The 16,939-nt window shown below is 40.1% G+C and carries 16 protein-coding genes; all 16 read left to right on the top strand.

Features of this window, described 5'->3' with window-relative positions; translation table 11 throughout:
* The first annotated feature begins 2 nt into the window (after window positions 1–2).
* The 16 genes from MTN96_RS11030 (at window position 3) to MTN96_RS10955 (ending at window position 16,927) form a co-directional block, all read left to right on the top strand.
* Entirely contained in the window at window positions 3–683 is a 681-nt protein-coding gene (locus tag MTN96_RS11030) for a flagellar hook assembly protein FlgD (protein WP_004588017.1), read from the top strand.
* Between the two features lie 59 nt (window positions 684–742).
* Window positions 743–2,113: a flagellar hook protein FlgE gene (gene flgE / locus MTN96_RS11025; protein WP_248531568.1), complete on the top strand. Its 1,371-nt coding sequence runs from the start codon at window positions 743–745 to the stop codon at window positions 2,111–2,113.
* A gap of 176 nt (window positions 2,114–2,289) precedes the next feature.
* Window positions 2,290–3,033 carry a flagellar basal body rod protein FlgF gene (locus MTN96_RS11020; protein ID WP_024032339.1) on the top strand — a complete coding sequence of 248 codons (744 nt, stop codon included), beginning with the start codon at window positions 2,290–2,292 and terminating at the stop codon, window positions 3,031–3,033.
* A 21-nt stretch (window positions 3,034–3,054) separates the two neighbouring features.
* The gene (gene flgG / locus MTN96_RS11015; RefSeq protein WP_004588020.1) at window positions 3,055–3,843 is read left to right on the top strand and encodes a flagellar basal-body rod protein FlgG; all 789 of its coding nucleotides are present in this window, start codon (window positions 3,055–3,057) and stop codon (window positions 3,841–3,843) included.
* A 20-nt stretch (window positions 3,844–3,863) separates the two neighbouring features.
* Complete coding sequence (flgH, locus tag MTN96_RS11010; protein ID WP_004588021.1) at window positions 3,864–4,547, top strand: flagellar basal body L-ring protein FlgH; 684 nt, start codon at window positions 3,864–3,866, stop codon at window positions 4,545–4,547.
* Between the two features lie 11 nt (window positions 4,548–4,558).
* Window positions 4,559–5,653: a flagellar basal body P-ring protein FlgI gene (locus MTN96_RS11005; protein WP_004588022.1), complete on the top strand. Its 1,095-nt coding sequence runs from the start codon at window positions 4,559–4,561 to the stop codon at window positions 5,651–5,653.
* Window positions 5,654–5,788: 135 nt separating this feature from the next.
* Window positions 5,789–6,802, top strand: a complete 1,014-nt coding sequence (flgJ, locus tag MTN96_RS11000; protein WP_096041344.1) for a flagellar assembly peptidoglycan hydrolase FlgJ — start codon at window positions 5,789–5,791, stop codon at window positions 6,800–6,802.
* Window position 6,803: 1 nt separating this feature from the next.
* Window positions 6,804–8,810, top strand: coding sequence for a flagellar hook-associated protein FlgK (gene flgK / locus MTN96_RS10995; RefSeq protein WP_096041345.1), 2,007 nt, complete (start codon window positions 6,804–6,806; stop codon window positions 8,808–8,810).
* Between the two features lie 2 nt (window positions 8,811–8,812).
* Window positions 8,813–10,081: a flagellar hook-associated protein FlgL gene (flgL, locus tag MTN96_RS10990; protein WP_096041346.1), complete on the top strand. Its 1,269-nt coding sequence runs from the start codon at window positions 8,813–8,815 to the stop codon at window positions 10,079–10,081.
* 275 nt (window positions 10,082–10,356) lie between these two features.
* Window positions 10,357–11,175, top strand: coding sequence for a flagellin (locus MTN96_RS10985; protein ID WP_096041347.1), 819 nt, complete (start codon window positions 10,357–10,359; stop codon window positions 11,173–11,175).
* A 201-nt stretch (window positions 11,176–11,376) separates the two neighbouring features.
* Window positions 11,377–12,192: a flagellin gene (locus MTN96_RS10980; protein ID WP_096041348.1), complete on the top strand. Its 816-nt coding sequence runs from the start codon at window positions 11,377–11,379 to the stop codon at window positions 12,190–12,192.
* 86 nt (window positions 12,193–12,278) lie between these two features.
* On the top strand, window positions 12,279–12,680 hold the full coding sequence (locus MTN96_RS10975; protein WP_096041349.1) for a flagellar protein FlaG: 402 nt from the start codon (window positions 12,279–12,281) through the stop codon (window positions 12,678–12,680).
* 10 nt (window positions 12,681–12,690) lie between these two features.
* Window positions 12,691–14,079, top strand: a complete 1,389-nt coding sequence (gene fliD / locus MTN96_RS10970; protein WP_096041350.1) for a flagellar filament capping protein FliD — start codon at window positions 12,691–12,693, stop codon at window positions 14,077–14,079.
* Between the two features lie 15 nt (window positions 14,080–14,094).
* A complete protein-coding gene (gene fliS, locus MTN96_RS10965; RefSeq protein ID WP_096041351.1) occupies window positions 14,095–14,514 on the top strand; it encodes a flagellar export chaperone FliS in 420 nt (139 codons plus the stop codon).
* Entirely contained in the window at window positions 14,515–14,865 is a 351-nt protein-coding gene (locus MTN96_RS10960; protein ID WP_096041352.1) for a hypothetical protein, read from the top strand. It abuts the gene before it with no gap.
* Entirely contained in the window at window positions 14,858–16,927 is a 2,070-nt protein-coding gene (locus tag MTN96_RS10955) for a 6-hydroxymethylpterin diphosphokinase MptE-like protein (protein WP_157742991.1), read from the top strand. The genes MTN96_RS10960 and MTN96_RS10955 overlap by 8 nt, the downstream gene beginning before the upstream one ends.
* The last annotated feature ends 12 nt before the right edge of the window (window positions 16,928–16,939 follow it).

The following is a 16,939-nucleotide window of genomic DNA, read 5'->3' as shown; positions in this document are numbered from 1 at the left end:
TTATGAGTAACGATATTAGTACTAGTTCATCTTTTTTGGACTCTATAACTTGGCAAGAGACCCAAGTAGCGACAACCACTGAAGAGAGCGATGCATTAACGCAGGAAGATTTTTTCTCGTTGCTAACTCAGCAGCTATCGTATCAAGATCCGAGTAATCCGGCTGATAACGATCAGATGATTGCGCAAATGACTAATTTTACCATGGCGCAAGGCATCACAGATTTAAACACAAATTTTGAGTCACTTGCCTCGTCAATGACCTCAAACTCTGCCTTACAAGCATCAACGCTGGTTGGTAAGCAAGCGCTTTTAGAATCTAATACGCTTGAGCTTGGCGAAAGCGGAGAGGCAAAAGGGTCTGCGGTTGCTGAAGAAGCTGTTGATAATTTAACAATTAAAGTTACAGATGCCTCTGGGCAACTGGTTAGAACTATCGATATGGGTTCGCAAGCAGCGGGTGCAGTGCGCTTTAGCTGGGATGGTAATAATGAATCCGGTGAGCGCCTACCAGAGGGTGAATACACTATTACTGCAGAGGGCAGTACCAACGGCGAGTTTTCAAGCTTACCGGTGGCAACATTCAAAAACATTGAAAGCGTTAATATCAATGGCTCTAGTGGCATTATTATTAACACTAAAGAGGGTGCGGTTAGGTTGACTGATGTCGCAGAGATCGCATAACCAATTAAAAAGTATTTCGCCTGCTAGCAGGCTATTAGATTCAAAGTTAGAGGTGAATTATGAGCTTTAATATCGCACTTACAGGCCTAGCTGCCGCTCAAAAAGACTTAGACGTAACAGCAAACAATATTGCTAATGTAAACACCACCGGTTTTAAAGAATCGCGTGCTGAATTTGCCGATGTATACGCTGCATCTGTTTTTAGTGCAGGTAAAACTAAAAACGGTGATGGTGTGCAAACAACCATGGTTGCACAGCAATTTCATCAAGGCTCACTGCAATTTACTAACAACTCGTTAGATTTAGCGATTACCGGCGAAGGGTATTTTGCAATGACCGACGACATTTCGTCGCAAGATTTAACTTACACTCGTGCAGGTGCATTTAAGCTAAACCAAGATAACTTTATGGTTGATGCCAAAGGTAATTATTTGCAAGCTTTTCCAGTAGACGAGTCATCAGGTGATACCACATCGGTTAGTTTAAGTACTACAAACCCGATTCAAATTCCTGACTCATCAGGTTCACCTCGCGCAACCGAAAACGTATTTTTATCGTTCAACTTAGATGCAACAGCTGATGCAACAGGCCTCGATTTTGATCCGACATCGAACGGTACCTATAATTCGTCGACGTCTACTACTGTTTACGACTCATTAGGTGAACCACATATTCTGCAATACTTTTTTGTAAAAGAAGAAGATGCAGCTTCTGGGGGGGCTGATAACAGCTGGGATGTTTATGCCACACTTGATGGCAAGGTAGTAGATGGTACATCTGGTGCAGAGCAAACAACTACACCATATACACCTATTACCACACTTGGTTTTGATTCTAGCGGTTTACCCGCCACAACAGATGGTGTAGCAAATACTAACGCCACAACATTTGATGAAATTAATTTACCGGCAGGTGCAGGTACTGGTTTATCGTCAATGCTTGATAACGGCGCAACATTCCCAAGTACAGGTATTGAGCTAAACTGGCGTGATGAAAACAACACAGCTGGCCGTATTCCAACTCAGTACTCAAGTGGCTTTGAAGTAAAAGCACTTGACCAAGATGGTTCTACAGTGGGTCGTTTAGCGGGTATTGATATTGGCACAGACGGTAAAATTGTTGCCTCATACAGCAATGGCGATTCAACCTACTTAGGCCAAGTTGCTATGGTTCGCTTTCCAAACTCTCAAGGTCTTTCACAAGTAGGCGATACCAGCTGGAAGCAAAGCATTGACTCTGGTGAGCCAGTGGCCGGTGAAGCAGGCTCGGGTACTTTTGGTAGTATTAATTCATCCGCGCTTGAGCAATCTAATACCAACTTAACAAACGAATTAGTTGATTTGATTACCGCTCAACGTAACTACCAAGCGAACTCAAGAGCGCTTGAAGTTAACTCAACAATTCAGCAAAGTATTTTGCAGATTCGATAAGTTAACCTTATTTTTGGTTAAGACTCTAAGGCTGCATTTTTGCAGCCTTTTTTGTAGCTATGTAGCTAAAATTAGCCTAGCTGAACCGTTCAATACCTTCCTTATACTGCGTCAAATTTAACCTGGCATCTATTTTGCATTTATCAGCTCAGAGATTTTTTATGTGAGTCAATGTTATGGACAAAATGGTCTACATTGCAGCCTCTGGCGCTAAGCAAAGCCTACAAGGGCTTGCACTTAAAGCCAATAATTTGGCAAACGCAAACACCACGGGTTTTAAAGCTGACTTTGCGCAAGCGCGCTCTATGCAAGCATTTGGCGAGGGCTTACCAACGCGTGTGTTTTCAATGCAAGAGCGACCGGGTTCTAACATGACCTCTGGCGGCATAATCGAAACAGGGCGAGATTTAGATATTGCCATGAGCGATAACGCCTGGCTTGCGGTTCAAGATGACTCAGGTAACGAAGCCTATACAAAAGTAGGCACGCTAAACATTACTGCGCAAGGTATGTTGGTAACAAGTCATGGTCGTCAAGTTATTGGCGAAGGTGGCCCCGTAATTTTACCGGTTCCTATTGAAAAAATAAGCTTCAGTGAAGATGGTGCCATACAGGTTCGCCCCCAAGGCGCGCCTGCCAATTTTTTAGAAGAAGTAGACACGCTGCGCGTTGTTGAAGGAAACAGCAGAGAGCTTGAAAAAGGCAACGATGGTTTATTTAGACCTGTAGCAGGGCAAACCGTCGATACCTCTGCAAATGTAAAAGTGTTAAGTGGTGCACTGGAAATGTCTAACGTTAATCCAGTTCACGAAATGGTCGATATGATCAACCACCAACGTCAATTTGAGTTACAAGTAAAACTAATGAAAACAGCTGAAGAGATTGACGAACGTCAAGATCAGTTGATGCGCATAGTTTAACTTTAAAATGAGGGCATACTTATGAATCCTGCATTGTGGATAAGTAAAACAGGGCTAGACGCTCAACAAACTGATATTTCAGTTATTTCAAATAACTTGGCGAATGCCAGTACCGTAGGTTACAAAAAAAGCCGCGCTATTTTTGAAGATTTACTGTATCAAAACATCAACCAGCCTGGCGGGCGCTCTTCACAAGATACCGAGCTGCCATCTGGCCTAATGCTAGGTGCGGGTGCAAAAGTGGTTGCTAACCAAAAAGAGTTTACCCAAGGTAATATGCTCACCACCGAAAACTCACTCGATTGGATGATTTCAGGCGAAGGTTTTTTTGAAGTGCTGCAACCCGATGGCAATATAGCATATTCGCGTAATGGGCAATTTACTACCGATGAAGACGGCCGCATTGTTACCTCAGGTGCAGGTTTTGTTGTTCAGCCCGAAATGAATGTACCCGATGATGCGCAATCAATTACAGTCTCTCAAGATGGTGAAGTATCTGTACGCGTTGCAGGGCAAGCCGATAACGTGGTGATTGGCCAGCTAACAATTAGTGACTTTATTAATCCATCGGGTCTTGAGCCAATTGGTCAAAACCTTTACACCGAAACCGCTGTTAGTGGGGCGCCTGTTCAAGGTAATCCAGGCGTAGAAGGCTTAGGTACTATTATTCAAGGCTCGCTTGAAACATCAAACGTTAATGTAACGGAAGAATTGGTAAACCTTATCGAAACTCAACGTGTTTACGAAATGAACTCAAAAGTAATCTCGGCCGTTGACGAAATGATGAGCTACATCAATCAACAGTTATAACCGTGCACAAGGGGATAGTTATGCGTAATGTTATTTTATTTGCAGCAGGCACCTTATTTTTAAGTGGCTGTGTTTCTACGCAAAATAGTGAAGTGGTTCAAGATGACCCCTACTACGCACCCATGTACCCAGAGCCTGTAGCAGAGCCTGTTGTTGCAACGGGTTCGTTGTTTAACACCAATACATTTAATGATTTGTATTCAGACAAAAAAGCACTTAGAACCGGCGATATAATTACCGTTAAGCTTGAAGAGTCAACACAAGCTACAAAAGCCGCTAAAACCGAAACCGATAAAGAAACCGAAGCCAGCCTAGACCCCGTTATTGGGTTAGGTGGTTTACCAGTAAATATAGGTGGCGACAGTATTCAGTTTGGCATTGGTAGTGATTCATCATTTACCGGTGACTCTAAATCAAATCAGTCAAACAGTTTAGTGGGTGATATCTCGGTGAATGTTATGCGTGTTTTACCCAATGGTAATTTAGTTATTCGTGGTGAAAAATGGCTAACACTTAACACCGGCGAAGAGTTTATTAGGCTCGAAGGCCTTGTACGTCCGCAAGATGTAAGCGCCGATAACACGGTTGAGTCGAATAGAATTGCCAATGCCCGAATTCAATATTCAGGTAAAGGACAAACACAAGAAGCGCAAAGCCCAGGGTGGTTAACACGTTTCTTTAGTAGCTCGTTATTTCCGTTTTAGAGGATAGTAGTATGAATAGCATTAAAGCGTTTATTTTGATCATACTGCTAGGCTGGCAATTTTCTGCCAGCGCCGAGCGTATAAAAGATGTCTCTATGGTTGAAGGCGTACGTGCTAACCAATTGGTTGGCTATGGTTTAGTGGTGGGGCTACCTGGTACAGGGGAGCAAAACTCTTACACGCAACAAAGTTTTAGAGGCATGCTAAACAGTTTTGGTATTACGCTGCCTTCAACACAAAGCCCTAAAATTAAAAACGTAGCAGCAGTGGCAGTTCATGCTGAGCTTCCGCCGTTTAGAAAGCCGGGTCAAACAATTGATATTACGGTATCTTCTATTGGCAGTGCAGGTAGTTTACGTGGCGGCACCTTGCTCCAAACTTTCTTAAAAGGGGTGGATGGAAACGTATACGCTATAGCACAAGGTAGCCTAATTGTGGGTGGTTTAGGAGCACAAGGGCTTGATGGCAGTAAAGTGGTCATTAACACCCCGACAGTTGGCCGCGTACCTAACGGAGCCACTGTTGAACGCGAAGTTAAAAGCCCTTTTATGCAAGGCGACTACATTACTTTTAACTTAAACCGCCCAGACTTTACAACGGCAAAACGTTTAGAAGCAACAATTAACAATTTGGTAGGCCCTAATAGTGCACAAGCTATTGACGCTGCCTCAGTACGCGTTATTGCGCCACGTGATGCATCGCAACGAGTGTCTTATTTATCAACGCTTGAAAACTTAGAGTTTAAGCCTGCTGATACCTCAGCCAAAATTATTGTTAATTCACGTACGGGAACCATTGTCATTGGCAAAAATGTGAAGCTACAGCCTGCGGCAATAACCCATGGCGGCCTAACAGTCACAATTGCTGAACAGCAAAATGTAACGCAGCCTAATCCGTTAGCAGAAGGCGAAACTGTTGTTACACAGCAAAGTATTATTGACGTTAATCAAGATGATTCTCGTGCGTTTGTTTTTAACCCCGGCGTTAGCTTAGATGACTTAGTGCGTGCTATAAATGAAGTAGGCGCAGCACCTGGAGACCTAATGGCTATTTTAGAAGCGCTTAAAGAAGCGGGTGCAATTAACGGACAGCTTGTTGTTATTTAATTATTTTTAAGAATGTTTACCCTTCCACATTAAGCTTAAGTACTCAAAAGGTACTTAAGCTTTTTACTGTTTACCTTTCTTTGGCTCAATTTTTGCATTTCTTAAAGCATTATTCATTTTTGTGTCAAAAAGCTGATGGAAACAAATCACCTCGATAAGCAAAACTTTTTTGATTTAAGTAATCTTAATACTTTACGTCAAGACGCTTTAAACAGCGGTGATGCATCTACTGATGCGTCTAAAGCGGCGCTAAAAAAAGCAGCGGCACAATTTGAAGCTATTTTTACACAAATGCTTCTAAAAGGGATGCGTAAAGCCAACGAAGCATTTGAAGATGAAGACAGCCCGTTTAACTCTAGCGGCGTAAAGTTTTTTGAAGAAATGCACGATCAGCAGCTCTCTTCTGAGCTTTCATCAAATGGGTCTTTGGGTTTGGCTGATTTAATTGTTCAGCAGCTTTCTCCAGAGGCTGAGAACTTTATGCCTGGCTCAGTATTAAGAACTACTAACGACTTTATGAGTGATAAACGCGCAGGCTCTGAACTGCCGCACGAAAAGGTGCACAGTGTAAAGCAAGCAAATAAAGATGACTCAGCAGTCAGCAGTGCGGCAACACAAACTAAAACCACAACACAGCCTACACAGTCGTCATTTAATAATGCTGAAGAGTTTGTTAGTGCAGTGTGGGAGCATGCTAAAACAGCGGCCGAAAAAATTGGTTTAAACCCTGCAGTAATGGTGGCCCAAGCGGCACTTGAGACGGGGTGGGGTAAGCATATTATTAATAAAAGCGACGGGAATAGCTCAAATAACCTGTTCAATATTAAATCAGATAAAAGCTGGGAAGGCGATAAAGCAAGTAAAGTAACGCTTGAATTTGAGCAAGGTACCCCTGTTAAAAAGCAAGCAAGTTTTAGAGCTTACGATTCTATAAAAGAAAGCGTGAACGACTTTGTCGATTTTTTAACGCAAAACCCACGCTACGAAGAAGCATTACAAAAAACAGCACAGCCAAACGAATTTTTAGATTCGCTACAAAAAGCAGGCTATGCAACCGATCCTAATTACGCGAGTAAAATAAAAAAAGTGCTAAATAGCAGTGAGCTTAAAAATATTGCAACAAGCGCGTTTACCCAAGGAGTGAAGTAATATGTCGTTTAGTTTATTAAATATTGCCAGTGCTGGGGTGCGTTCAAGCTCTGAGCTATTGCAAACGACCAGTAAAAATATCACCAATGTAAATACAGAAGGCTACGTACGTGAGCGCACTGAATTTACTACGATGGTTGATAATCAAGTAGGACGAGGCGAAACATATAGGCTTTTAAATGAGTTTGCCCAGTCGCAATTAAATCGCGACACCTCTAATAAATCATTTTTTGATCAGTTTGTTACTGAGGCAAACCGTGTAGATAGCATTTTTTCTGAAGAGTCTAATAATTTATCAACGGGCATAAATTCATTATTTAATAACGTGCAAGAGGCGCTAAACCAGCCGTCTTCATCGGTTGCTCGCTCATTAGTAATGACCGATGCGCAAAGCTTAGTTGATCAAATGGATAGGCTTTCGGGTATCGTGCTTGAGCAACAAGGTATAGTGAATGAGCAGCTTGAGATTTTTTCTGAAGAAGCCAACTCACTTATCCAAAATATAAATACGTTAAACCAAGAAATTGCAGTCGTAAATGGCACAAATAACGCCTCTGACGCAAGCTCTATTTATAACCAGCGCGACTTAGCGATTCGTGAATTATCAGAGCTTGTTGATATAGAAACACTTGATGGCCCTAATGGCGAAAAACTCGTCTTTATGGGCAGCGGTGAATCTTTAGTTATGGAAAACGGTACATTTAACTTGTTTTCACTGTCGGGTGACCCCGATCCTAATTTTAAAGAATTGGCGCTTGACGTTAATGGCGGCAAAGCTGTGCCGCTAGAAATAGATGCAACTAAATTAAAAGGCAAAATTGGCGGCTTGTTGGCTTTTAGAGACGACATACTCGTGCCTGCACAAAATCAAATTGGCCAAATGGGATTGGCCATTGCAGATGCGTTCAACGAGCAAAATAAATTGGGTATGGATGCTAACGGCGAGCTAGGCGGTGATATATTTAATATACCTACCGTGGGTGCTTATGCATACCAGGCTAATACCGGCGGCGCCAGTTTAACTGCCACGCTTGAGGCCGGTAAAGGCAGTGAACTGCCTGCCAGCGACTTTATTGTTACTTATACCGCTAATGCAAATGAAGTGAGCATTCAGCCTATAGATAATAAAGGGGAGCCGATAGGCAGCGCCTCTTTAGCGACGATACCGCCATCAGGTGTTATCGACTCAGATGACATTACGAGTGGGGAGTCGTTTGGTTTACAAATTAATGTAGCCGGTACAGGTAATACTGGCGATCAGTTTCAAATTAAACTTAACTCTGAGGCGGCGACCAGTATTTCCCTTGCGACAAGCCGCGGTGAAGACTTAGCTCTGGCATCGCCTATTCGTACAGCTAACAGCATAGATAATGTAGGCACTGCTACTATTTCAGCTGGAGAAGTATCAAGTGTTACCTCGGGTGGCTTTAACACTACCCCTGGTTTAGCCAATGGCGATATCACGTTAGTTAAAACAGGCACTGCAAACGAATATCAAATTACAGACGCAAATGGCACCACAACCTTTACTATAACGCCACCGGCAAAGGGTATACTGGCTCAGGCTGGTGCACCTTATAGCAACTATGGCTTTGACTTTGACATTGAAGGCACGCCAGCCACTGGAGACACTTTCACCCTTGAATTTAACGAAGGCGGCTTTGATGATAACCGTAATGGTTTAAAACTCGCTGATTTACAGAATGGCGAATTAGTGCGTAAAAATGTAGTGACAACAGCCACTGCCGACAATCACGAAACGTTTAATCAAGCCTATTCAGGGTTAGTGAGTGATATTGGCGTAGTAACCGGCCAAGCCATTACCAGTGCCAGCGCATTTGATGCGTTAGCAGAGCAATCAGAAGCGTGGTATGAGTCGCTCTCAGGTGTAAACCTTGATGAAGAAGCAGCCAATTTACTACGTTTCCAACAATCATATTCGGCATCAGCTCAAGTACTAGCTGCGGCCCAAGAAGTTTTTGACACCTTATTAAGTGCAGCGAGGTAATTATGCGTTTATCAAATAACTTAATGTACCAAAACAACATTAATAAAATACTCGATAGCCAACAAAGTGTTGCTAATGCACAAGAGCAAGTAACGACAGGGCAGAAGTATTTAACTACCTCAGAAGCACCTGCTGCTATTTCGCAAGGGATGCTTTACTCAAATAAAATACAAACAAATGAGCAGCACGCTAAAAATATTGACCAGTTGAATAACCGTCTTAATACAGAAGAAGTTGTATTAAGCAGCATAACTGATGCAATTCAAAAAGCACAAACACTGGCAATCCAAGCGGGTAACGGTGCCCTCAGTACGAGCGACAAAGCATCTATTGGCAAAGAGTTAGAAGAATTACAACAAACTATTTTGAGTTTAATGAATACCCGCTCAGAAGACGGCAAATTTATTTTTTCAGGCTACCAAGACAGCATCCAACCATACCAGTTTGACTCTACAACAGGTGAGTACACCTATAATGGGGATCAAGGCCAGCATGTTATAACCATTGCTGAAGGGGTAAGTATTAAATCAAGCGATAACGGTTTTGATACGTTTGAGAAAAGCGACGCACGACTTGATGTTACTGATAATCAAGCTGCGATTCCGGTAACTACGCCTGCAAATAATATTACAGCAGGCACGGTTTATGTAGATGGTCAAACAGAGTTCGACCGTTTCCATCAAGAAAATTACAATGCTGATCCAACTGCAGCGGCAACAGCGAACACCTATAATGTGGTAATAACACCAGGCTCTACCGCCAATGACCCTGATACTTATGAAATTTTGCGGGACGGTGTGTCGCTGAGCCCTGCACAAGTAGGTGTGGTAACGGATGAGCCAATCGATTTTGCAGGCATGAAAATCGAATTTGAAGGCGCAGCACCAGGCCAGCTTGATTTTACCCTCGAAAAGCCGCACAAAGAAAACGTGCTTAATACATTACAATCACTCATTACGGGGTTAAATGATGGCACACTTGAAGGCGATGATTTTCAGCAAGTATTAGCCGATGGTGTAGTACAGCTTCAAAATGCCAGCGAGCAAGTTGTGTATACGCAAGCGAGCTTAGGCGGGCGGATGAATGCGGTTGATAGCGTGAGTGACTCAAATCTTGCGCAAGACATTCAAAACAAAAGTAACCTTTCTGATTTAGTAGAGGTAGACATGGCAGAAGCCATTAGTGAACTCACTAAACAAGAAACCGCACTGCAAGCCTCGCAAGCTACATTTGGCCGTTTATCAAACCTTTCTTTATTTGATTACTTATAGACAGATTTTAAGCAGAAATACCTTGCCGCTTTAATGAATACAAAGCGGCAAAAACTTCCCTCAATATAGCGGCAATAAATTGTCGTCACTCCAGCTAACCAGATAACTTATTATTAACGTTTAATATTTCGATATAAAAAACTTTAAAAACATACAGTTATATTTATTTAAAAGTTGGCACAGTAAATGCTTTTACAGTTGTTAGAAATTATCGAATAGTGGTTCCTGTTAAAACGTGTTGAACCACACTCTGTTTAAACCTAGGAGATGGTAAAATGGCATTAACAGTAAATACAAATGTAGCATCGCTTAATTCTCAACGTAGTTTGGCTAATTCAACTAATGACTTGGGTACATCGTTTCAACGATTGTCATCAGGTTTGCGTGTTAATAGTGCAAAAGATGATGCTGCAGGGCTGCAGATAGGTACTCGTTTAGCGACACAAGTTAATGGCTTAAATCAAGCTGCACGAAATGCTAATGATGGTATCTCAATTGCTCAAACTGCGGAGGGAGCGTTAGAAGAGACAACCAGTATGCTTCAGCGTATGCGTGTTCTTTCAATTCAGTCAGCTAATGGTTCAAACAGTGCAGATGATAGAGCTGCGTTACAAAAAGAGTTTGAGCAATTAAATGAAGAGATCGATCGCGTTGCATCTGATACTACGTTTGGTGGTGTAAATATTTTGACCGGTACTTATGGTGCTGAATTCCAAGTGGGCGCAGACGCAAACCAGACTATCTCTGTCAAAGTCTCAGTCGCAATGGATTCAACAGGGCTTGCTACAAATGCACTTGATATAAGCACTGCAGGTGGTGCGCAGACTGCAATAACAACTTTAGATTCTGCTTTAGCAAGTGTAAATGATATTCGAGCAAATTTAGGTGCGAAGCAAAACCGATTTAGCTCAACGATTCGTAATTTAACTAATGTATCAGAAAATGTATCGGCATCTAAATCACGTATAATGGATGCGGATTTTGCAAAAGAAAGTGCGAGTCTTGCCCGCAATCAAGTTTTACAGCAAGCATCAAGTTCAATGCTTGCACAAGCTAACCAACAACCACAAATAGCCCTATCCCTGTTACAGTAATTTTAAAATTGTAATATAACAATAGGCCAGAGCTATGCTCTGGCTTTTAACTTTTTGAAAACATTTAAAAAATAAAATTTTCAAAAAACACTAAAGTAACTTAATCAAGCGCCGATAACTTAATTGCAGGCAGGAATCATTGAGCTAAATACAAAACTGTAAAGCTTGATTCCCATCTAGTTAAATTATTAGGAGGCTATCATGGCTTTAAGTGTAAATACTAATGTAATGTCATTAAATTCACAGCGTAACTTATCAAACTCAACAAATGAGTTAAGTACGTCTTTTCAACGTTTATCTTCAGGTTTACGTGTTAACAGTGCGGCAGATGATGCTGCAGGTTTGCAAATCGGTTCACGCCTTGAGTCTCAAATGAAGGGATTAGACCAAGCTGCTCGTAATGCTAACGATGGTATCTCAATTGCACAAACTGCAGAGGGTGCTCTTGAAGAAACAACCTCTATGCTACAACGAATGCGTGTTCTTTCAATTCAGTCAGCTAATGGTTCAAATAGTGCAGATGATAGAGCTGCATTACAAAAAGAATTTGTGCAATTAAATGAAGAGATCGATCGCGTAGCATCTGATACTACGTTTGGTGGTGTAAATATTTTGACCGGTACTTATGGTGCTGAATTCCAAGTGGGCGCAGACGCAAACCAGACTATCTCTGTCAAAGTCTCAGTCGCAATGAATTCAACAGGGCTTGCTACAAATGCACTTGATATAAGCACTGCAGGTGGTGCGCAGGCTGCAATAACAGCGTTAGATACTGCTTTAACAAGTGTAAATGATATTCGAGCAAACCTAGGTGCGAAGCAAAACCGTTTTAGCTCGACGATTCGTAATTTAACAAATGTCTCTGAGAATGTAGCAGCGTCTCGTTCACGTATTATGGATGCCGATTTTGCTAAAGAAAGCGCTAGCCTTGCTCGTAACCAAGTTTTACAGCAAGCGTCAAGCTCAATGCTTGCACAAGCAAACCAGCAACCACAAATTGCACTTTCTCTTTTATAATCTATAAATTTTAAACTAAAATTAGAAGGACTTGTGTACTGGTAAAGCTAGTGTACAGGTCCTTTTTGGGTTTTAGAGGTGTCAAAATGGATAACATTAATACCAACTTCAATAAAGACGGTTTTGCTAACATGTCTATGAAAGAGCCTGAGAAAGAGCCAGTTGCTAAAGGTGTAAATCACCAAAATTCGGTGAATGATGAAGCAAGGCGTATTAATAAACAGGGTGAAAATGACGAAGTGGAACAGAGCTTGCTTGACTCTGTCGACAAGCTAGAAACTCTAGCTCAGCTAAATTCAAAGCAATTTAAGTTTCATATTGATGAGCAAACAAAATCTTCAGTGGTGGTTGTTACAGATAAAGCAACAAATGAAGTTATCAGGCAAATACCGAGTGAAGAAGTATTAGAGCTTGCTAGTAAAATAGATGCTCTTCAAGAGCAAATATTCGGGCAACCTTTAGGGGTTTTGTTTGACCAAAAAATTTGAGGAGTAATGTATGGCTAGTATAACTTCAGCGGGTGTTGGTTCAGGGCTTGATCTTGAATCGATTATTTCTGCAACTATTAATGCTGAGAGAACCGTAAAAGAAAGCCAGATCAATGAGCGAGAAATAAATTACACCACAGAATTATCAGGCGTTGGTACATTTAAGGCTGCCTTAGATTCGTTTAATAAAGTTTTAGCAAAACTTGGTGATGCAGACACTTATAATTCTCGTAACGTTACATTCAGTAATGGTTTGGATGATACAGAGCAAGCGTTTGATGTTGAAGTTGGCAGCTCAATGCAAGCAGGTGATTTTTCTGTTGAAGTTCTTCAGCTTGCTAAAGGCTCTAAATTGCAATCAGCGGCGCTCGGCTCTGTGGACAGTACCGTTGGTGCCGGAAATTTGACATTCAATGCTGGTGATTCTGAATTTACTGTGGTCATCGAAGCAACTGATACACTTGAAGACATACGAAATAAAATAAATAAAGCAAGTGAAAACTTTGGCGTTAGCGCGAATATTGTTAATAGTGACAGTGGCGCTGTACTAACATTTAGTTCATCAATTTCAGGTGATGGTAACACTCTTTCAGTAACTTCTGATGACGACTCTTTAGCTAGTATTGCTACAAGTACACCTAGTGGTAGTTCAGGTTTATCTATTCAACATCAAGCTCAAGATGCTAATGCATTGATAAATGGACAAGCTGTGAGTAGCTCAACGAATGAACTAAAAGACAAAATTCAGGGCACAACGTTGACCCTTAAATCATTAACCACAGAAGCGCAAGAATTTAGTGTATCTGTGGATCAAGATGTAGTGAAAGAAACGCTTAATGAATTTGTCGATGCTTATAATACCTTAAAAGGTAAACTGGATTCTCTTTCTAATTCATCGTCGGGTTCACTTGCTGCTGATAGTACTGTTAGAACTATGGAACAACAATTGCAAAGAATGTTTACTAATGAGTTAGGTGGTGCTACTGATATACAATCTTTAATGGAAATTGGTATAAGCTTCAACCGTGAAGGTGAAATGGAAATATCATCTATTGGAATAGGTTCAATGCAAAGTGGTGAAGAGTTATTAAGTACCACAATTTCAGATAAATACAGTGCATTACAAAGCTTTTTTAGCGACGATGATGGGCTGGTTAAAAAAGTTGATGATTTAGTTGAGCTTTACACCGGAAGCGATGGTTCATTGCTTAAAAGGGAGCAAGCTTTAAATGAGTCATTAGAGAAAGTTGAAAGTGACCGTGAAGCGTTAAGTGAACGTTTAGCTAACCTTGAAGCGTCACTAAGAAGCCAATATGCCGCTTTAGACAGTGTAATGGCGCAGTACCAAACTTCTAGCTCATATATTTCGAGTATTTTAACTAATACTTCCCAAAGTTAAGTTGAAGAGGTAAAAATGAACTTACGCGTAAATACTTATCAAAAAGCACAAAAAGAACTTTCTCTTACCGATGCAGATCCGCACAAGGTTATTCAAATTTTGATGCGTGAACTTTTGACTCAAGTTTACCAGGCAAAAGTGTTTATGGGCCGTTCAGAAATTGAAGCAAAAAATAACAGTATTAAGAAGGCTATAGGGATTATAGGGGGTCTAAAAGGAGGGTTGAACTTCGAACAAGGTGGCGAAATAGCTAGCAATTTAGATAGTTTATATGATTACCTTGTGATTAGGTTATCAGATGCTAATACACAAAACTCAATTGAGATACTTGATGAAATTAATGAGCTATTTTCACCGATAAAAGAAGCGTGGGATGGTATTTCTGAAGAAGATAAGCAAAAAGGTTTTGCACTTATAGAGAAAAGTGGTGCATAAGTGAATACGCCATATAATGATAAAGCTGTTTACCTTAGTAAGTGCCTAGAAAGGTTGCTCGAAGAGGAACGTGCAATGTTAAAGAGTGAAGATTATAGAGGTTTAGCCAACGTTATTGATAAGAAAAATAATTGTTTAGCGGAGTTGCTTGAGTTATCTAAAAGCTTTGATGAATCGAGTAAAACTTTTATTAATATATTTATAGCAAAGCTTAAGGTGGAGACTGTCACTTTATATACTTTAGTCGATGATGAAAAAGCGCGGTTGAAAACATTATTGACCTCGATGCATAAAACGAAAAAACAGCTAAAAATATATTCTGCGGTTAAAGGAACGAATGATAATGAATGATCTAACATTAGCTATAAATGAAAAGTTAGGTGAACTAGAACAATACCACGAGTTTCTGCAAGTACAAATTGAAAATCGAAAGAAATATGAGGATGCACTTAGCGGTTTTGTTCGGCCTGATTTTGATTTAGAAAAAATGTTTGAATCAAATATGCAAGCTTTTAAAGAAATCTACCCAGATGTCTATAGAGTTTGTTTGAATTATCGGTTATCGCGATTTGAACTGCGTATGGACGGGGTCAATATAAATATTTATGATACGAAAAAAGGTGTTTATTTGTACAAACAGGATGTTTATCAAGACTCCCTAGTGCAATTTTTGAGTTTTCAAGAAAAACCATTTGTACTTACCAATAAGTTTTCTTTTCGTGATGAAATAAACGATGGATTTATTCATAGTTATTATTTAAATAAATTGGCGGTTAATTTAAAAAAACAAAACGATAAGAAGTTAAGTAATATATTGCCTAAGTTTCTACCAAGTTTAATGTTGCTTGGGGTAGGCTCTGGATTTCATATACAATCAATTTTAAATGAACATATTGTAAAAAAAATATACATATATGAACCTTATTTTGATTTATTGTACCTGAGCTTATATTTAACTGATTGGAATGAGATTTTTAAAAGTTTAAATGAAAACGGCACAGAGCTTCATTTTAGTGTTGGTGAATTTGATGATGACTCCGGCATAACCAAAGAGGTGGAGTCAGTTTTTCAAAAGTTTGGGCGATTTTATTCTGGATATAGTTATCTTTACAAAAATTATCATGATAGTTACCTAGATCTCATAGCTAAAAATTTATCACAGCAATTTGTTGGTAATGTTTTAGGATTAGGTTTTTACGATGACGCTATTTTAAGTATAGATAATTTTGCAAAGAATTTTGATATACCTTTCCTTAAAGCTGAGAAGTCAGAAGAGTTTACAAATATACCTGTTTACTTAGTTGCTAATGGTCCATCTTTAGACAAAGACATACATTGGTTGATTAAGCATCAAGATAACGCAATTATTATAAGTTGTGGCACAGCGCTCAGCGCCTTATACAAATATGGTTTAAAGCCTGACTTTCATTGTGAAATGGAACGCTGCCAAGTAACCCATGACGTACTGGCGTCATTTTATGATAAAGAGTTTTTTAGTGGGATTACTTTGCTTGCATTAAATACGGTATTGCCTTCTGTTTTTGCCATGTTTGAAGATAAAGTGCAAGGTGTAAAGTTTGGGGAGGCAAGTAGTAAAATCTTTTTGCAAGGACTTAAACAACAAAAAGCGCCTGCCTTGCTAGTAAGCTGCAGTCCAACGGTAAGTAATTGTGCATTGGCTTTTTGTGAAAAAATAGGTTTTACTGATATCACCTTATTTGGTGTTGATATGGGTTATAAGTCTGAGCAACACCACTCTAAAAACAGTGTGTATTATAAAGGAAACCAAGACTCTGGCTTATATAGACATAAAGCGAAATATAAACTAAAAGGTAATTTTGATAATAATTGTTTCGTAGAAACTGATGAGATATTTAAGTACTCTCATTCTGTACTTGAAAGAACGTTAGCGCAAAACCCACATTTAAAGGTAAAAAATTGCAGTGATGGTGCCTATGTTGAAGGTGCAAAGCCAACTCAGACCGACTCATTAGTTAGTACGCCGATAGAGAATAAGGCAGAACTTGTTTCACATATAGCTAATATGATTAAAAGCCCAGAAACTTATACTAGTGATGCTTTTGCTGCACTCCATAATGATGTACCGTTGTTTTTAGACTTATGTAATTTATTTATTGAGCAACTATCTAACCGACCGACTTCTACTGAAGCTGTGTTGGAAGTATTAGACGAGCAAGTCCGTAGGCTTTCAATTTTCCACAACACGACCATTAGCTACTTTGATGAGTTATTACGCGGCACTATTTTACATACTCATTCTATGTTGGTTAATTCTTTATATAGCCATTATGATGAGTCATTAGCGTTAGAAAATTATTGCCAAAGTGCGCAAATTGTTTGCAATTACTTGGAGGCGATAAAAGAAGATTATACTACCAGGTTTGGTTTATAGCCTTATGAGTTA

Source organism: Pseudoalteromonas sp. 2CM28B (assembly GCF_023161935.1).
Note: the sequence above shows the minus strand (reverse complement) of the source record. Positions and strands in the feature narration are given on the sequence as shown.

Coding starts and splice junctions, on each gene's coding strand:
- MTN96_RS10980 (WP_096041348.1), top strand. CDS start 11,377: ATGGCTTTAAGTGTAAATACTAATGTAATGTCATTAAATTCACAGCGT.
- MTN96_RS10955 (WP_157742991.1), top strand. CDS start 14,858: ATGAATGATCTAACATTAGCTATAAATGAAAAGTTAGGTGAACTAGAA.
- MTN96_RS11020 (WP_024032339.1), top strand. CDS start 2,290: ATGGACAAAATGGTCTACATTGCAGCCTCTGGCGCTAAGCAAAGCCTA.
- flgH (WP_004588021.1), top strand. CDS start 3,864: ATGCGTAATGTTATTTTATTTGCAGCAGGCACCTTATTTTTAAGTGGC.
- flgJ (WP_096041344.1), top strand. CDS start 5,789: ATGGAAACAAATCACCTCGATAAGCAAAACTTTTTTGATTTAAGTAAT.
- MTN96_RS10975 (WP_096041349.1), top strand. CDS start 12,279: ATGGATAACATTAATACCAACTTCAATAAAGACGGTTTTGCTAACATG.
- MTN96_RS11030 (WP_004588017.1), top strand. CDS start 3: ATGAGTAACGATATTAGTACTAGTTCATCTTTTTTGGACTCTATAACT.
- MTN96_RS10985 (WP_096041347.1), top strand. CDS start 10,357: ATGGCATTAACAGTAAATACAAATGTAGCATCGCTTAATTCTCAACGT.
- flgG (WP_004588020.1), top strand. CDS start 3,055: ATGAATCCTGCATTGTGGATAAGTAAAACAGGGCTAGACGCTCAACAA.
- flgK (WP_096041345.1), top strand. CDS start 6,804: ATGTCGTTTAGTTTATTAAATATTGCCAGTGCTGGGGTGCGTTCAAGC.
- fliD (WP_096041350.1), top strand. CDS start 12,691: ATGGCTAGTATAACTTCAGCGGGTGTTGGTTCAGGGCTTGATCTTGAA.
- fliS (WP_096041351.1), top strand. CDS start 14,095: ATGAACTTACGCGTAAATACTTATCAAAAAGCACAAAAAGAACTTTCT.
- flgL (WP_096041346.1), top strand. CDS start 8,813: ATGCGTTTATCAAATAACTTAATGTACCAAAACAACATTAATAAAATA.
- flgE (WP_248531568.1), top strand. CDS start 743: ATGAGCTTTAATATCGCACTTACAGGCCTAGCTGCCGCTCAAAAAGAC.
- MTN96_RS11005 (WP_004588022.1), top strand. CDS start 4,559: ATGAATAGCATTAAAGCGTTTATTTTGATCATACTGCTAGGCTGGCAA.